The organism is Streptomyces sp. NBC_00190, from assembly GCF_036203305.1.
In the GTDB taxonomy this organism is placed as follows: domain Bacteria; phylum Actinomycetota; class Actinomycetes; order Streptomycetales; family Streptomycetaceae; genus Streptomyces.
In genome coordinates, this window is the sequence record NZ_CP108131.1 from 2,513,000 (window position 1) to 2,528,109 (window position 15,110).

At 73.5% G+C, this 15,110-nt stretch carries 16 protein-coding genes; 11 read left to right on the forward strand and 5 right to left on the reverse strand.

Annotated elements, in window-relative coordinates:
- Nucleotides 1–89 precede the first annotated feature (89 nt).
- Nucleotides 90–461: an ArsC/Spx/MgsR family protein gene (locus OG429_RS12225; RefSeq protein ID WP_328925336.1), complete on the forward strand. Its 372-nt coding sequence runs from the start codon at nt 90–92 to the stop codon at nt 459–461.
- Here OG429_RS12225 and OG429_RS12230 read toward each other — a convergent pair.
- Nucleotides 458–1,273: a class I SAM-dependent methyltransferase gene (locus OG429_RS12230; protein WP_328925337.1), complete on the reverse strand. Its 816-nt coding sequence runs from the start codon at nt 1,271–1,273 to the stop codon at nt 458–460. The two genes, OG429_RS12225 and OG429_RS12230, sit on opposite strands and share 4 nt — an antisense overlap.
- Nucleotides 1,274–1,327: 54 nt before the next feature.
- The gene (locus OG429_RS12235; RefSeq protein ID WP_328925338.1) at nt 1,328–2,212 is read right to left on the reverse strand and encodes an alpha/beta fold hydrolase; all 885 of its coding nucleotides are present in this window, start codon (nt 2,210–2,212) and stop codon (nt 1,328–1,330) included.
- Between the two features lie 65 nt (nt 2,213–2,277).
- Between OG429_RS12235 and OG429_RS12240 the strand changes: the two genes are divergently transcribed.
- Nucleotides 2,278–2,739 carry a MarR family transcriptional regulator gene (locus tag OG429_RS12240; RefSeq protein WP_328925339.1) on the forward strand — a complete coding sequence of 154 codons (462 nt, stop codon included), beginning with the start codon at nt 2,278–2,280 and terminating at the stop codon, nt 2,737–2,739.
- Nucleotides 2,740–2,824: 85 nt separating this feature from the next.
- On the forward strand, nt 2,825–3,358 hold the full coding sequence (locus tag OG429_RS12245) for a hypothetical protein (RefSeq protein WP_328925340.1): 534 nt from the start codon (nt 2,825–2,827) through the stop codon (nt 3,356–3,358).
- Here the strand turns inward: OG429_RS12245 and OG429_RS12250 are convergent.
- Complete coding sequence (locus tag OG429_RS12250; RefSeq protein ID WP_328930249.1) at nt 3,351–4,271, reverse strand: Gfo/Idh/MocA family protein; 921 nt, start codon at nt 4,269–4,271, stop codon at nt 3,351–3,353. The two genes, OG429_RS12245 and OG429_RS12250, sit on opposite strands and share 8 nt — an antisense overlap.
- Before the next feature lie 212 nt (nt 4,272–4,483).
- Between OG429_RS12250 and glnII the strand changes: the two genes are divergently transcribed.
- Both glnII and OG429_RS12260 read left to right on the forward strand, forming a co-directional pair.
- Nucleotides 4,484–5,503, forward strand: a complete 1,020-nt coding sequence (glnII, locus tag OG429_RS12255; RefSeq protein ID WP_328925341.1) for a glutamine synthetase — start codon at nt 4,484–4,486, stop codon at nt 5,501–5,503.
- Nucleotides 5,504–5,948: 445 nt separating this feature from the next.
- Nucleotides 5,949–6,542 carry a winged helix-turn-helix domain-containing protein gene (locus OG429_RS12260; RefSeq protein WP_328925342.1) on the forward strand — a complete coding sequence of 198 codons (594 nt, stop codon included), beginning with the start codon at nt 5,949–5,951 and terminating at the stop codon, nt 6,540–6,542.
- A gap of 71 nt (nt 6,543–6,613) precedes the next feature.
- Here the strand turns inward: OG429_RS12260 and OG429_RS12265 are convergent, their stop codons facing one another.
- Together OG429_RS12265 and OG429_RS12270 are read right to left on the reverse strand one after the other, a co-directional pair.
- Entirely contained in the window at nt 6,614–8,083 is a 1,470-nt protein-coding gene (locus OG429_RS12265; protein WP_405680026.1) for a PepSY-associated TM helix domain-containing protein, read from the reverse strand.
- A gap of 58 nt (nt 8,084–8,141) precedes the next feature.
- On the reverse strand, nt 8,142–8,873 hold the full coding sequence (locus OG429_RS12270; RefSeq protein WP_328925343.1) for a hypothetical protein: 732 nt from the start codon (nt 8,871–8,873) through the stop codon (nt 8,142–8,144).
- A gap of 65 nt (nt 8,874–8,938) precedes the next feature.
- Here OG429_RS12270 and OG429_RS12275 point away from each other — a divergent pair, with 65 nt between their 5' ends.
- From OG429_RS12275 to OG429_RS12300, 6 genes are all read left to right on the forward strand, one after another.
- Entirely contained in the window at nt 8,939–9,526 is a 588-nt protein-coding gene (locus tag OG429_RS12275; protein WP_328925344.1) for a rhomboid-like protein, read from the forward strand.
- A 35-nt stretch (nt 9,527–9,561) separates the two neighbouring features.
- Nucleotides 9,562–10,356 (forward strand): tyrosine-protein phosphatase, encoded by a 795-nt coding sequence (locus tag OG429_RS12280; protein ID WP_328925345.1) that lies wholly within the window; start codon nt 9,562–9,564, stop codon nt 10,354–10,356.
- 102 nt (nt 10,357–10,458) lie between these two features.
- Entirely contained in the window at nt 10,459–12,372 is a 1,914-nt protein-coding gene (locus tag OG429_RS12285) for a hypothetical protein (protein ID WP_405680024.1), read from the forward strand.
- A 53-nt stretch (nt 12,373–12,425) separates the two neighbouring features.
- Nucleotides 12,426–13,322, forward strand: coding sequence for a metal-dependent hydrolase (locus OG429_RS12290; RefSeq protein ID WP_328925346.1), 897 nt, complete (start codon nt 12,426–12,428; stop codon nt 13,320–13,322).
- Nucleotides 13,319–14,362 carry a PDR/VanB family oxidoreductase gene (locus OG429_RS12295; protein WP_328925347.1) on the forward strand — a complete coding sequence of 348 codons (1,044 nt, stop codon included), beginning with the start codon at nt 13,319–13,321 and terminating at the stop codon, nt 14,360–14,362. The genes OG429_RS12290 and OG429_RS12295 overlap by 4 nt, the downstream gene beginning before the upstream one ends.
- A gap of 22 nt (nt 14,363–14,384) precedes the next feature.
- Complete coding sequence (locus OG429_RS12300) at nt 14,385–15,101, forward strand: TetR/AcrR family transcriptional regulator (protein WP_328925348.1); 717 nt, start codon at nt 14,385–14,387, stop codon at nt 15,099–15,101.
- Nucleotides 15,102–15,110: the final 9 nt, after the last annotated feature.

Below are 15,110 nucleotides of genomic sequence, written 5' to 3' on the forward strand. Positions count from 1 at the left end.
GTAGTTGGCTTCCTGTCGTTCTCCCTCGATTTTACCGGCGACCACTGACAAAAGCCCTGGCCGGGCAGGCTCTGGATAGGCTGGGCACCATGGAGATCTGGATCAACCCCGCCTGTTCCAAGTGCCGCAGCGCGCTGACCCTGCTGGACGCGGAGGGCGCCGACTACACGGTGCGCCGCTACCTGGAGGACGTGCCCTCCGAGGACGAGATCCGCGAGGTGCTCGGCCGCCTCGGGCTGGAGCCGTGGGACATCACGCGCACCTCGGACCCGCTGGCCAAGGAGACGGGGGTACCGGACCTGCCGCGCGAGGAGACCGACGCCGCCCGGGGCCGCTGGATCGCGCACCTGGCCGCGCACCCGAAGCTGATCCAGCGCCCGATCATCACCGCCGAGGACGGCACGGCCGTGGTCGCCCGCTCCGAGGAGGCCGTCCGCGAGGCGATGTCCCGCACCGCCTAGACGCGGCGGGCGATGACCTCCATGCACGCGCGGTAGCGCTCGCTGACCGCGTAGTGCAGGGGCTCGAAACCGTGCTCGGCCAACAGCTCGTAGAGGCGCGGGCGGCTGAAGTTGTGGAAGTGCTCCAGCTCCCCCCAGTAGGGGTTGGCGTCGGCCGCGTCCAGCAGCCGCCACACCGCGCAGTCGTAGTTGGGCATCGACGCGAAGATCACGCCGTCCTCCCGCAGCAAGCGGTGCGCGGCGACCAGGCCCTCGCCGGGGTACGGCATGTGCTCCAGCACGTCGGCCAGGCTGATCACGGAGTACCGGCCGGGCGCGTCGAGCGACGTGAGGTCGGCGCAGTGCGCCTCGATGCCGAGCCGGCGCAGCCCCTCGGCGGTCGAGGGCCGCAGATCGAGGCCTTGGGGCTCGAAGCCCCACTCCTGCGCCGTGAACAGCAGCGATCCGTTGCCGAAACCGACGTCGAGCCAGCAGCCGTCCGCGACGTAGCGCGCGACGCGCTCCACGATGCGGGCCGAGATGTAGCGGTTCTGCTCGAACCCCGCGCCCGGCTGCTGGTTCGGGTTGGTCGAGGAGAAGATCTCCGCCGAGACCTCGTCCGTGAAGTAGCCGTCGGTGAAGACGTGTCCGCAGGGGGCGCAGCGCATCCAGACGATGGCCGGCCCGACCACCGGCTTGTAGAGCGGATGGCCCGAGCAGTCGCCGGTCCTCAGCGCGGAGATCTCGGCGGCGGAGCAGAGCGGACAGGCGTCGTACAGCAGACGCGGCTGGCTCGTGACGGGTGGGGCAGCGATGGCTGGACTGGAGGACATGTCAGGAAAATAAGGGCCGTTTCGGTCGTCACGGTGGCGGCGCGCTGGACACACCTAGGCGTCGAACAGGCGGGCGATCTCCGGGGCCGCGGTCAGCGGCAGAGCGTGGTGCGAGATCCCCGGCAGTACCTCGACACGCGCGCCCGGCAGCGCGTCGCGCGCGGCCCGGGCCGCGCGGGCGGCATCGTGGCAGCGGGTGCGGCCCGCGAACAGGATGCGGACCGGCAGCTCCCGAAGCCCGGTCAGGTCCGGGCGCGGACCGGTCACCGGCCGGACGGCGGGAAAGGCGGCCGTCTCGTCCTGGAGCCGGAGCCAGGCCGGGTCGAGCGGGGCCCCGCCGGTCTCCCAGGCGAGGAAGGAGCGGATCCGCTCCGGGGTGGGCCGGACCAGCACGGGGAGCGCGCGCAGCACGTAGCCGGGGCGGAGCCCGGCGAAGACCTGGGTCGGGTCGAGCAGGACGAGGCGGTCGAGCCGGGCGGAGGTCCGCCCGGCGTCGGCGACCGCGTAATGGGCGGCGATCCAGGCCCCGTACGAGTGCCCGCCGAGGGTGACGGGACCCCGGCCGCCCCGGTCGCCGAGCCCGTCGAGGACCGCGTCGAGCCAGCCGACGAGGTCCCCGGTGGCCCGCAGCGCCCGCTCGGGCGCCGGGACACTGAGCCCCGGGTCCCCGACCAGGTCCACGGCGTGCACCCGGTGGGTACGCGCGAGCCCGGCCGCCGCGCAGGCTCCCCACACCGTGGAAGTGGCCCCGCCGCCCGGCAGCAGGACCAGCGGCGGGGCTCCGGCCGGACCGCAGCTGTTGACGCGGGTGGCCCCGTACGGGGTGGGCAGCACGGCGGCCTCGACCGGTTCGGGCCACAGGCCGAGCACCTCGTCGTAGGCGGTGCGGAAGGAAGCGGTGGGGACGGAAGCGGTGCGGGAGGAAGACGTCCGGAACATGGCTGGCTCCAATGCCTCGCTGGGCGATAATCTCGCTCAGCGAGAGACTCTAGGCCGGAGGCGCCGTGGACGACAACCGGGAACCCGACGATCTGCACCTGGTGCACCTGCTGCGGGCGGTGACCGTCGAATTCGGCCTGCGCCAGACGGAGTTCGCCGCCCGCAACGGCATGCACCCCACCGACGTACGGGCCCTGATCTGCCTGCTGGACGCGGCCCGCGCGGACGAGCCGGCCACGGCGGGCCTCCTCGGCGGCCGGCTCGGCCTCAACTCGGCAGGCACCACCGCCGTGATCGACCGGCTGGAACGGCTGGGCCACGTGGCCCGGGTCCGCGACGACCGCGACCGCCGCCGGATCCTGCTGCGCGTGGAGCCGGAGGCGATCCGCCTGGGCCGGGAGTTCTTCGGCCCGTTCATCGACGGGCTGCTCCAGGTCCTGGACTCCTTCGGCCCCGGCGAACGGGACACCGTCCACCGCTTCCTGACCGCCGCCCACACCGTCTTCGCGCCGGAGCCGCCCGCGTGACTCCCCGGCCACTCACCCCGCCCTCACCCGTGACCTCGTAGGGTGACCAGAGCAAATAGGTACGTACCGCACCAAAGGACCCGGCGTGAACGAGCAGCAGCAGCCGCAGGCAAGCCCCGGCGGGCAGCCGTTCCCTCCGCCACGACGGGGTGCCGACTGGATGTTCGGCGGGGTGTACGGGACGGTGCTGGCCAGCGGACTGCTGGCCGCACTCGACCAGAAGGGCGGGGACTTCAGCCCGTACTACGACGCCAGCTGGGTGCTGGTCACGGCGGCCACGGCCGGGCTCGCGCACGGCTACTCGCACCACATGACCACGCACCAGCGGGGCTCCGTCGGCCACCGGTGGCGGGTGCTGGCCCGCGCGCTGTGGCACGAGTGGCCGATCGTCGCGGCCACTCTCCCCACCGTGCTGCTGCTGGTCCTCGCGGGGCTCACGAAATGGGACTCCTACGGCGTGACCGCCGTGGGCCTCGGCCTGAACACCGCCCTGCTGTTCGGCTGGGGCGTGTTCGTGGCGAGCCGGGTCGGCTACCGGATGTCCTCCGCGCTGCTCATCGGCGTGGCCGACGCCACCATCGGCCTGGCCATCATCGTCGCCAACGCCGTGATCAAGTAGGGAGCTGCGCCTCCGCCTCCACCAGGATCTCCGTGAGCCGGGCCCCGAACTCCGCTCCGCACGGATCCGGCGTGCCCGTCCGGGCCGCGGTGAGCAGGGCGTCGAGGGCGCGCCCGTAGGCGCCGGGGACGTCGCTCCAGCCGGGCAGCGTGTGTACGCCCTCGGTTCCGCGCAGCTCCAGCCCCACCCCGGCGGCCGCGCGCGGCGCGCCCAGGCTGAGCACGGCGGAGCTGGCCGCGCCGGAGGCGTGGCGCAGGGCCAGCTGGACCACGTCGGAGGGGCCGCGGGTGGCACTGACGGCGGTGACCTCGCCGAGGATCGGGATCAGTACGGACAGCGCGTGCGGGCCGACGTCCCACAGCCCGCCCTTGGCCTTGCGCCAGGGCGAGGCGGCGTACGCGCTGGGCGTGCCGTCGGGCGGGAAGACGGCGCCGAGCCAGTGGGCGGCCGCGGTGAACCAGCCCGGACGGGCGGCCTGTTCCGCGACCCAGCCCGCGGTGGGCTCGGCGAAGCGGAGGGTGAGGAAGACGACGGAGGCGATCCCGTGCCGCGCGGCGGCGTCGGCGACGGCCCGGGCCTCCCGGGCCGTCGTCGCGACGGGCTTGTCGAGCAGCAGGTGGCAGCCGGCGGCGGCCGCGCGCACGGCGAGCGGGGCCTGGACGTCCGGCGGCAGGGCGAAGGCCACGGCGTCACAGTCGGCGAACAGCGCGTCGGGGTCTTCGTACACCTTCACGCCGTACGTGTCGGCCAGTTCGGCCGCGGCTTCGGGCCGGCGGCCCCACACTCCGGCGAACTCCGAGCCGGTGTGCGCGGCGAGCGCGGGGGCATGGGTGCGGTGGGCCCATGGACCGGTGCCCAGCAGCCCGATCCGGGGCGGCGGGCCTGCGGGGGAAGGGGTCACATCAGACAAAATGCTCACCCGACCAGTCTGCCCCACTCGGACGGGTGTTCCGTCGCCGACCCGCGCCCCGCCCGCACAACCCACCCGACCTGCGGTGCAAACGTCGGTAACACGGGCTTCACACACGGGCAACGGAAGGGAAATCGCGGGCGGGCACGCTGCGGTCATCACCGCAGCGATGAAGCAGCGACCAGCAGCACCCGCAGAGTCTGAGGATGGGGCCCGTGAGCTACAAGGCTGAGTACATCTGGATCGACGGCACCGAGCCGACGGCGAAGCTTCGCTCCAAGACGAAGGTCCTGGCCGACGGCGACGCGCTGCCGATCTGGGGCTTCGACGGATCGAGCACGAACCAGGCCGAGGGCCACGCCTCCGACCGCGTCCTGCAGCCGGTCTTCTCCTGCCCGGACCCGATCCGCGGCGGGGACAACCTCCTCGTCCTGTGCGAGGTCCTGAACATCGACATGACCCCGCACGAGTCGAACACCCGCGCCCTGCTGCGCCCGGTCGCCGAGAAGTTCGCGGGCCAGGAGCCGATCTTCGGCATCGAGCAGGAGTACACCTTCTTCGACGGCATCCGCCCGCTCGGCTTCCCGGTGGGCGGCTTCCCGGCCGCGCAGGGCGGCTACTACTGCGGCGTCGGCTCGGACGAGATCTTCGGCCGTGACATCGTCGAGAAGCACCTGGACCACTGCCTCGCGGCGGGCCTGAGCATCTCCGGCATCAACGCCGAGGTCATGCCCGGCCAGTGGGAGTTCCAGGTCGGCCCCGTCGGCCCGCTGGAGGTCTCCGACCAGCTGTGGATCGCGCGCTGGCTGCTCTACCGCACCGCCGAGGACTTCAACGTCTCCGCGACGCTGAACCCGAAGCCGGTGAAGGGCGACTGGAACGGCGCGGGCGCGCACACCAACTTCTCCACGAAGGCGATGCGCGAGGACTACCGCGCGATCATCTCCGCGTGCGAGGCGCTGGGCGAGGGCAGCAAGCCGCTGGACCACGTGAAGAACTACGGCGCCGGCATCGACGAGCGTCTGACGGGCCTGCACGAGACCGCCCCGTGGAACGAGTTCAGCTACGGCGTCTCGGACCGCGGCGCCTCGGTGCGCATCCCGTGGCAGGTGGAGAAGGACGGCAAGGGCTACATCGAGGACCGCCGCCCGAACGCGAACGTGGACCCGTACGTGGTGACCCGCCTCATCACGGACACCTGCTGCGCCGGCCTGGAGAAGGACGGCCTGGTCTGAGGACCGGCAGCGCCCCGCTCCACCCGAACAGCCCGACAACGCCCGCCGCGCCGCCCAGGCCCGGCGGGCGTTGCCCGTTGGCGCGCGCCACGGCGGGCAGTTGCCGTTTTGTCCTGGCTTGCCAGGGGTGCCGTGCCGGAATATGAGATGTGGATCCACAACCTGAGACAGAGCCTGCCCCGGGACGCGTCCGTCTGCTTGAATGGGCCCATGGCCAGCCATTCGCACACCTCGTCAGGTCGCAGCGACCTCGAGCCGTTCTGGCCGTCCCGTCAGGACCATGATTTCGACCGGGTGTGTTGCCGCGCGAAGAACGCGCCGGCCCTCTAAAGCCTCCGGGATCTCCCATCTGACCTTCCCCCAGGCCTTCGGTCTGCGCGGTGCGACATCGATGACGTAGGTACGTCTCCCTGCCGACCACTCCGCGTGAAAGAGCTGACCACTCATGGCGAACACCCGATCCATCACTTCCGCCGCCTCCGCCGCGACCGCTTCCCTGACCTATCCGCCCAGTCCGCGCCACCGCCTGCGCTCCGTGGACCGGGACGAGGTGTCCCGAGTGGTGGACCTGCTCCCGCCCGGCGCCACCTGGCTGCCCGCCCCCCAGCACACGCTCCCGACGGCGCCCGGACAGCCGCCGATGGTCGGCTACCTGCTCCTGGTGCCGGCCGACCAGCAGTCGCCCGTCGCCTTCGCCCCCCATGCCGTCGCCGCCCCGGCGGCGGCGTACGCCCCCGAGCCCGCGGCCGCCACGGGCGACGCCCTGGTCCGCATCGACGCGGCGCAGCGCACCGCCGAGGTCGACGGACACGTACTCGATCTGACCTACCTGGAGTTCGAGCTGCTGACCCACCTGGTGAAGCACCCGCACCGGGTGCACAGCCGGGACCAGCTGGTCACCACGGTCTGGGGCTACGGCCACGTCGGCGACGGCCGGACCGTGGACGTCCACATCGCCCGTCTGCGCCGCAAGCTGGGCGCGGCCCACCGCGGCGCGATCCAGACGGTGCGCCGGGTGGGCTACAAGTACGCGCCCTGACGGGCCGCCGACCGTACACGACGGGCCCGCACTCCCGAGGGAGTGCGGGCCCGTCGGCTTGATGGGTCTTCCTAGGCCGGGGTCGCGGCCTTCACACGGCGCCGGGCCACCAAGCCCAGCAGCACGTCGACCGCGAGGAACGCCACGAGGCTGATCCCGAGCATCGGGACGAACCAGCCGACCACCGCCGTCACCGCGGCCAGCGGCAGCAGCACCGACACGGGCAGCTTGCGCCAGGCGCCGCGCGGCTGGGCACGGCCCACGGAGAGCTTGCGGTCCTTCGTCGGCCGCCGCAGCCACCACATCCGGTAGCCCCAGAAGACGAGGAGCATCAGCGCGACGGCGAGCGCGGCCAGGGCCAGCTGGTTGACGAGCCCGAAGGTCAGGCCCATGTGCAGGTCGATGCCGAAGCGGGTCATCTTGGCGAGCAGCGGGTAGTCGGCGAAGGGCAGTTCGTCCATGACCCGGCCGTCGGCGGGGTCGATCGCGACGCTGTCCAGGTGCACCGGCACCTGCTTGTCCTTCTCCTTGACCACGTAACCCTTGCCCTTGGCCGGGAGCGTCACCTGGAGGTACTCGGTGACGCCGGCGGCCCGGGCGGCCTCGACGGCGCGGTCGATGCCGATGTCGGCGGTCGGGGCGGGCGGCGGCATCTCCTCGCCGGGGCCCATGGTGTGCCCCGCGTGCTCGTCGCCCCCGGCGGACTCCGGGCCCGGCTTCAGCTTCGCGGAGACGGTGGGGGTGGCCCCGCCGAGGCTGTCCTGGAGCTGCCCTATGTTCTCACCGGCGTACTTCGACCAGGTCAGGCCGGTGGCGGAGAGCACGACGAGCCCGGCGACGGACCAGAGGCCGACCACGCCGTGCCAGGACAGGGTCCGGCGGCGGCCTTCGGCCCCGCGGGCGGGGAGGACGAGCTCCGCCGTGCGCTTGCGGCGGCGGCCGATCCACAGGGCGAGGCCGCCGAGGGCGACCACCCACAGCCAGCTCGCGGCGAGTTCGCTGTAGTTCCGGCCGAAGTCGCCGAGCTGGAGGCTGGAGTGGAACTCGCTCAGCCAGGCCCGCAGCGGCAGCGCGTCGCCGGAGGTGGTGAGCTGCCCGCGCACCTCGGCCGTATACGGGTCGACGAACACGGTGAGGGTCTCGCCCTCCGCGAGCCCCTTGCTCTCCATGATCACGCGGGTGGTGGCGTCGGCCTCGGGCGCGGGCCACACGGAGACGATGTCGCCCTGGGGCGCGGCACCCTTGGCCGCCGCCACCTGGGCGCTGAGCGGCAGCGGGCTCTCGCCGACCTGGGCGACCGTCAGCTCGTCGGAGTAGATGATCTTCTCGGCCTGCCAGGAGCCGGCGTACAGCAGCCCGGTGGCGGCGGCGAGGAACAGCAGGGGGGCGATGAGCAGGCCCGCGTAGAAGTGCATGCGCAGGAGCAGCGGCCGCAGGGCGGCCCAGCCACCGCCGCGGCGCTTGGCTATGCCGGCGGGTTCGGTGGGTCCGGTGGTGTCGGCGTCCGGGGTCCGGACGTCCTTGACCTCGTCAAGGGGCATGAGGGTCCTAAGTGTCGGCGAGACAGGGGAAGCGGCCCCAGGTCTCGCCGTGCGCCACTCAGGCGCAGGCAGGACGGCCGGGGGCCGTGGTGCGGGCGGTCCGGCCCGCGGGCGGCCCGCGGCGCACCACGGCGTGGGCGTGCACGGCCCCGCGCAGGCGGCGGGGGCGTTCGTACGGACGGCGAGGGCGGAAGGCGGGCGGATCGGCCGGGGCCGTCACCCGCGCCCGGAGCAGGGCGAGCGCGCGGGAGAGCGGCCGGGCCGCGTGCAGCGCGGCGGCTCCCAGGATCCGGGCAAGCCGGAAGACGGCGGCCTCGCCCCGGGCCAGCCAGGCGGCGCAGAACAGTCCGGCGAGCGCGTGCGCGGCGATCATCCCTGCCCCGCCGTGCACGGCCATGTCCGCCATGCCGCCCGATGTCCCGGCGGCCATCGCGCCCATGTCCATCGTGCTCATGTCCATCGAGCCCATGTCCGTCGCGCCCATGTCCATGCCGTGCACCGGGCCGTCGCCGGTCATCGCCCCGGACGCGGGCGCCGCCTGGCTCCCGGAGAAGACGAGGTGCAGCGCCGCCTGCACGGTGAGCACCGCCGCGGCGATCCCCACCGGCCCCCGGCGCCGGCCGGCGGCGAGCCAGGCCAGTCCGCCCGTCACCCCGAACGCACCCAGAAGGCCCGTAAGGGGAATTCCACTGCTGGACATGGACGAATGCCCCACCGCACCCAATGCGGTGCACACCGCCGCGAACATCGCGGCCCGCGCGGCGCGCATCGGCGCAGGGTTTCGGGACATGGCCGGATCATGATCCCACGGAGCCCGGTGGTCCGCGTCGGAGGGCCGTATCCGATCATGGACGGGTGAATGCGATTCCACTCGGAGCGGTGTACGCCGGCGGGGTCCAGCTCGGGGCGTACGCCCTGGAGCGGATGGGGCCCACCGAGCGGGAGCGGCTGCTCCTGGACTGCTCGACGAACGTCGACAATCTCGCCGCCGGGCGCTGGGAGACCCTGCTGACCAGCGCGCTGGTCGTCGAGGAGCCCATGCCGCTGCCGTACGCGCTGCTGCTGGTCGCGGTCCTCGGATACGCCGAGTACGCGTACGGCGCCTGGTGGACGGCCGCGGTGTTCCTGTTCGGGCACGCCGCCGCGACCCTCCTCGTGTACGGCGCCCTGCGCGGGACGACCGACCGGCCGACCCGGCGCGCCGTGGACGTGGGGACCAGCTACGGGTTCAACGCGGTACTCGGCGCGCTGACCTCGGCCCTGCCGCGCGGGGCGGTCCGCACGGCCGCGCGGGCGGGGCTGCTGGCGCTCGCCGCCGTGCCCGTGCTCAAACGCGGCCGGACCTTCACGGACGCCGGACACCTGGCGGCGCTCGGAATCGGGATCGGGGTCTCACTGGCCGTCGATTGTCTTTCCAGCCCGAAACATCACAAAATTATATGAATCACCGCACCGTACGAGTCGCTGGAGCATCCACGATGACCGCCACCCCCGCCACCACCGTCGCCAATCTCCGCGACCTCGGCGGCACCCCGCTCTCCGGCGGCCGCACCGTCCGCACCGGCCTGGCCCTGCGCTCCGGCCAGCTCGACCGGCTCGACCTCGACGCCGACCCGGTGGTGGCCGCGCTGGGCCTGCGTACCGTCATCGACTTCCGCACCGATGCCGAGCGCGCCGCCCACCCCGACCGGGTGCCGGCCGGCGCCCGGCTCCTGATCGGCGACGTCCTGGCGGACAAGATGCACTCGGGCCGGGTGCCCGCCGCGGCCCAGCTCAAGGACCTGCTGTCCGACCCCGCCGTCGCCGAGGAGCACTTGGGCGACGGCAAGGCGCAGGCCCTGTTCGGCGACGTCTACCGGTCCTTCGTGCGCTCCGCCTCCGCGCACGCCGCGTACCGGATGCTGCTCACCGAGGCCGCCGACCCCGAGGCGGGCCCGCTGCTCTTCCACTGCACGGCCGGCAAGGACCGCACCGGCTGGGGCGCGACGGTCATCCTGTCGCTGCTCGGCGCCGACGACGAGACCCTGATGGCCGAATACCTGTCGGTGAACCCGGCGGTCAAGCAGGCCTTCGCACCGATGATCGAGGGCTTCACGGCCGCCGGCGGCGACCCGGACATCGCACTCGCGCTGATCGGCGTCTTCCCCGCCTACCTGCGGGCGGCTCTGGACGAGGTCGAGACGCGCTACGGCTCCATGGAGAAGTACGTGCGCGAAGGACTCGGCGTCTCCGACGAGACGGTCGAATCGCTGCGCGCCCGGCTGGTGGTCTGAGCCGCAGCTCTCGCCTCCGGCCCCGGGCGGCTCCCCGCGGTGGCCGGGTGCGAGTGTGCCGCAGACGGGTGACCATCCGACGATTCCCTCGTTCTGCTGAATGTGACTGCGCCGGATACCGCCACCCGCCCCCTGTCTCCCGATGTCGAGCAGGCCGAGGCCGCCATCGTCGAGCACTACCCGCGGCTCGTGCGGCTCGCCTATCTGGTGCTGCCGCCCGCCCTCGGCCGCAACCGGCGGGTGCTCACCGCCCATTCGCTGGTCCAGCGGGCGCTGCCGCGCGGGCGGCGGGACGCGGCCACGGGCGTACGGGGCGGGGTGCCGGGCCAGCGCGGCGGCGAGGGTGACGCCGGGTACGCGTACGTCAGGCTGCGCGTGCTGCGGGCCGCCCTGGAAGCCGGGGTTCCGCTGACGTTCCGCGCCCTGCCCCGGCGCACGCAGCTCCCGCCCGCGCTGCCGCAGGTGTGGGGGCTGCGGCTGTTCCCCCGGTCCGGCGGGGCCGAGGAGCTCGCGCTCGACCAGTGGCTGGCCACCCTCGGCGGGCCCGGCCGCGCCGCCTGCGTGCTGCGGGCCCTGGAGCGGCTGTCCGAGCCGGAGGTGCTCCGGGTGCTCGACGAGGCCGGGGTCGCCGACCCGGCCGCCGCGGTTCTGGAATCGGGGGATCCGGCGAACGACTCCCTGTTCGCCTCCCCCGAGTTCGACCCGTGCGTGCTCCAGGCCCGGCCCACCGACCTGCTGCGCCGGCGCCGGCTCGCGCGGGCCGCCCTCGCCGCCGGGGCCGCCCTCGCCGTGTGCGGGGCGCTGCTCGCGCTGCCCGGCGGGGGCTGGGGCTCGGACGGGGCTGCCGCCCCGCTGTACGCCCGTAACGCCGTGGCCGAACAGGCCCTGGATCCGGGGAAGCTGGTCCGGGCCGCGCCCACGCTCTGGCGTACCTCCTCCCGTACGGACTTCTCCGCCTGGCCCGCCCGCGGCGACCGCGCCGACGACACCGAACTGCTGCGGCGGGCCCTGACCGTCTGGTCCCGGCCCGGCTCCTCCGTGGTCGTCTCGGCCACCCCGGGCACCCCCGCCGGGCCGCCCATGGGACCGGCGCAACTGCTGTTCGCGGGCGCCGTCGACCAGGCGGTCGTGGTGCTGCTCTACGACGGTCTGCGCGTGGTCCGGTACGCCGAACCGCGCGCCGGAACCACCGGCGCGGCCCTCGACTTCGCCCGGACCGACGGGGCCTCGGCGGACACCGCGACCGCCCTCGTGCTCAGCCGGGTCGACGGCAACGTCCGCTATCTGACGGCGCCCTGGGTCACCGGCGCCGCCCTGCGGGACCTGCTCAAGCCGGGCGAGGCCCCCGCGCCGCTGAAGCCGGCCCCGGACGGGGTCACTCCGCCGGTGCCGGGCCCGGCCCCGGCGGGTAGCTGCACCAGCTGGAACGCCCTCGCCCTGACGGGGGACGGCGCCACCCGGCTGATCACCGACCTCGGCGAGCTGACCCCGGCCCGGCTCACCTCGGGCGCGCCGGGTGCCGAGCGCGACGTGACGGAGGCCGCGGAGCTCGGGGACTGGTCCAGGATCGCCTGCCTGCTGCCCTCGGTGCGCTCGCACGGGGTCCGTACGGTCAACGCCTGGACGTACGCCAAGCAGCCGCTGCCCGAGGGCGACGGGACGGCGGCCTGGCTGTGCACACGGGCCGAGACCTGGCAGGGCGCCGAGGACCGGGTGCAGGCGCAGTTCCTGGCGCCGGGCGCCCCGCTCGCCGCGCAGGCGGCCAGGTCGGAGGGGTCGCCGGCCTGCGGTCCGCGGGAGCCGCGGGTGCTGGCGGGCGTGCTGTGGAAGTCCCGCGCGGGCCAGTGGTACGTACTCGCGGCGGGCAGCGCGCAGTTCGCCTCGCTGTCGGTGTCGGGCGGCGGGGTGAGCGGGGCCGCGAACGGGAACCGGCTCGCGGTCAAGGCGCCGGCGGGGGCACAGGTCGACCTGACGGGCAAGCTGACGGACGGGACGAAGGCGGGGGTCCTGCGTTAGGAAGTGGCGGCAGAGGGGTTTTCCTCGCCTGTACCCATCAGTACATTGACGCCATGTCTAATAGGCCGCTCGCGCCCGCCCCCGTGGCGTCGGAACACATGGACCTGAGCCCCCGGAACGTGTCCTTCGGCTGGGAGGACACCCCGCTCCACTGGCTGCCCCACGACCCGTTCGCCGGGCACATGATCAATGTGCTGCACCTGCTGCTCCCCGCGGGTGAGCGGTGGTTCGTGCACGTCTACAAGCAGGTGCTCCCGTACATCGAGGACGAGCGGCTGCGCGCGGACGTCGTCGGCTTCATCGGCCAGGAGGCCATGCACGCCGCCGCGCACGACGACGTACTCCCCCACCTGAAGCGGCTCGGGCTCGACCCGACCCCGTACACGGCGCAGGTGGACTGGCTCTTCGAGAAGCTGCTGGGCGACCGGACCCTGCCGCCGGGCCGGGCCCGGCACTGGTGGCTGATGGAGCGCGTCGCGATGATCGCGGCGATAGAGCACTACACGGCGTTCCTGGGCGACTGGGTGCTGAACGCCGACGAGCTGGACCGGCGGGGCGCCGACCCCACCATGCTGGACCTGCTGCGCTGGCACGGCGCGGAGGAGGTCGAGCACCGCTCGGTGGCCTTCGACCTCTTCATGCACGTGGACGGCAACTACCGGCGCCGCGCCCGGACCTGGGCGACGGGCTTCTCGGCACTGGTCTTCCTCTGGCAGCGCGGTGTCCGCTTCTTCATGGAGAACGACCCGCACCTGGTGGACGGCAAGGCCTCCTTCGGGCAGTTCTTCCGGGCCGGACGGCAGGGCGTGCTCCCGTCGACGGGCGCGATGCTGAAGTCCATACCGAAGTACCTGTCCCGGACGTACCACCCCTCACAGGAAGGCTGCACGGCCCAGGCGGCGGCCTACCTCGCCTCGTCCCCCGGCGCGAACGGCGGGGTGAAGGCATGAGGCGCGCCCTGACGGTCGCGGCGGTCGCGGGAGCGGCCTGGGCGGCGAAGCGGGCCCTGCACGGCCGCATCGCGAAGTCCCCGCTCTGGCCGCTGCCCGCCCTGGAGACCCCTGTCTCGGGCTACTCGCCGCGCCGCCCGCTGCGCGCTCTGATCGTCTCCCGTACGGAGCCGGCGGAGGGCGTACTGGAGCTGACCCTCCAGTCGTCCGAGCTCCCGGCGTGGACCCCGGGCGCGCACGTGGACGTCACCCTGCCCTCCGGTCTGGTCCGCCAGTACTCCCTGTGCGGCGACCCGGCGGACAGCGGTACGTACAGGATCGCGATCCGGCTGGTCGAGGACGGCCGGGGCGGCTCCCGCGAGGCGCACGCGCAGCTGGTCGAGGGCGCCGAGCTGGAACTGCGGCCGCCGCGCAACCGCTTCGAGCTGGTCCCGGCGGCCTCGTACGTGTTCGTCGCGGGCGGCATCGGCATCACGCCGATCCTGCCGATGCTCCGGGCGGCCACGGCGGCGGGCGCCGACTGGACCCTGCTGTACGGGGGCCGCTCGCGCGCGTCGATGCCCTTCCTGCCCGAACTCGCCCTCCACGGCGACCGGGTCACGGTCCTCCCGCAGGACGAGGCGGGCCTGCCCGACCTCGCCCCGCTCTCGGCGGCCCGGCCGGGCACGCTCGTCTACTGCTGCGGCCCGGAACCCCTGATGCGTGCCGTCACGGCCGCGGTCCCGTCCGGTGTCCCGGTCCACCTGGAACGCTTCACTCCGGCGGCCCCCGGCCCGGCCGAGGCCTTCACGGTCGAACTCCACCGCTCGGGCCGCGCCCTGGAGGTCGGCGCGGCGGAAACCACCCTGGCGGCGGTCCGCCGCGCCCTCCCCAACACCCCGTACTCGTGCGAACAGGGCTTCTGCGGCACCTGCCAGCACCGCGTCCTGTCGGGCGAGGTGGACCACCGCGACGAGCTCCTCACGGACCGGGAACGCGAGGACTCGATGCTCCTGTGCGTCTCCCGCGCGAAGGGCGCCCACCTCACCCTGGACCTCTGACCAGTCCGAGTAGGGTGTCCGCATGACAACCGGGGTGCGGCGCAGGATGGGTGTCGAGGAGCGGCGGCAGCAGCTGATCGGGGTTGCCCTGGAGCTGTTCAGCAACCGGTCCCCCGACGATGTGTCGATCGACGAGATCGCGGCGGCCGCGGGGATATCGCGGCCGCTCGTCTACCACTACTTCCCGGGCAAGCTCAGCCTGTACGAGGCCGCGCTGCGGCGGGCCGCCGACGAGCTGGCGCAGCGGTTCGTGGAGCCCCGGGAGGGGCCGCTCGGGGCCCGGCTGCTGCGGGTGATGGGGCGGTTCTTCTCCTTCGTCGACGAACACGGCCCGGGCTTCTCCGCGTTGATGCGCGGCGGTCCCGCAGTGGGGAGCAGCCAGACCAACGCCATGATCGACGAGGTGCGGCAGGCGGCGTACGAGCAGATCCTCGCGCACCTGGGCATCGGCGTCGACGACCCGCCGGCCCGGCTGGAACTCGTCGTGCGGTCCTGGGTGTCGCTCGCCGAGTCCACCGCGCTGATCTGGCTGGACGGGCGGAAGATCCCGCGGTCCGAGCTGGAGTTGCAGCTGGTGCACGACTTCGCCGCGCTGGCCGCCGTGAGCGCCGCGTACGACCAGGAGATGGCGGGAATCCTCGTGAAGATCCTGGCCCACGAGCCCGCCGACGGGCCCTTCGGGGAGCTGGTCGGGCGGCTCGGTGCGCTCGTTCCGAGCGGGGTGCCCGGCCCGCGGTGAACCCGCCTC